At 67.0% G+C, this 312-nt stretch carries 1 protein-coding gene; it reads right to left on the bottom strand.

Annotated features, from left to right (window positions below; genetic code table 11):
- Nucleotides 1–73 precede the first annotated feature (73 nt).
- On the bottom strand, nucleotides 74–312 hold a 239-nt coding region (locus SB751_RS29215), incomplete at its 5' end, for a hypothetical protein (RefSeq protein ID WP_410748932.1).

Raw genomic sequence — 312 nt, 5'->3', positions numbered from 1 at the left:
GGCGGTACACGAGCTGGTGAATCTGCTCGAAGCGGAATACCAGGCAGCCAGGCAAGCGCTGCTGCGCTGACAGTCAGAAGCGATAGCTCATCCTGACGCTGCCCGCCTGCGACGACGCGCGGGACGTGTTGACGAGCGCATCATAGGCAAGAGACACGTCCAGTTGCCGCGTCAGCGGCAAGCCGACGCTCGCGCCGAACGTCAGGAATCCGCGCGACAGATCGGCGCCCGGCGCGGCGAAGCGCGTGCCGTCCTGCGACACGACCGTCATCGCGCGGCCGGTATCAAGCAGTTCGCGGGCGTAGGCCACAC

Source organism: Cupriavidus sp. SIMBA_020, from assembly GCF_046535395.1.
Lineage (GTDB): Bacteria > Pseudomonadota > Gammaproteobacteria > Burkholderiales > Burkholderiaceae > Cupriavidus > Cupriavidus campinensis.
Note: the sequence above shows the minus strand (reverse complement) of the source record. Positions and strands in the feature narration are given on the sequence as shown.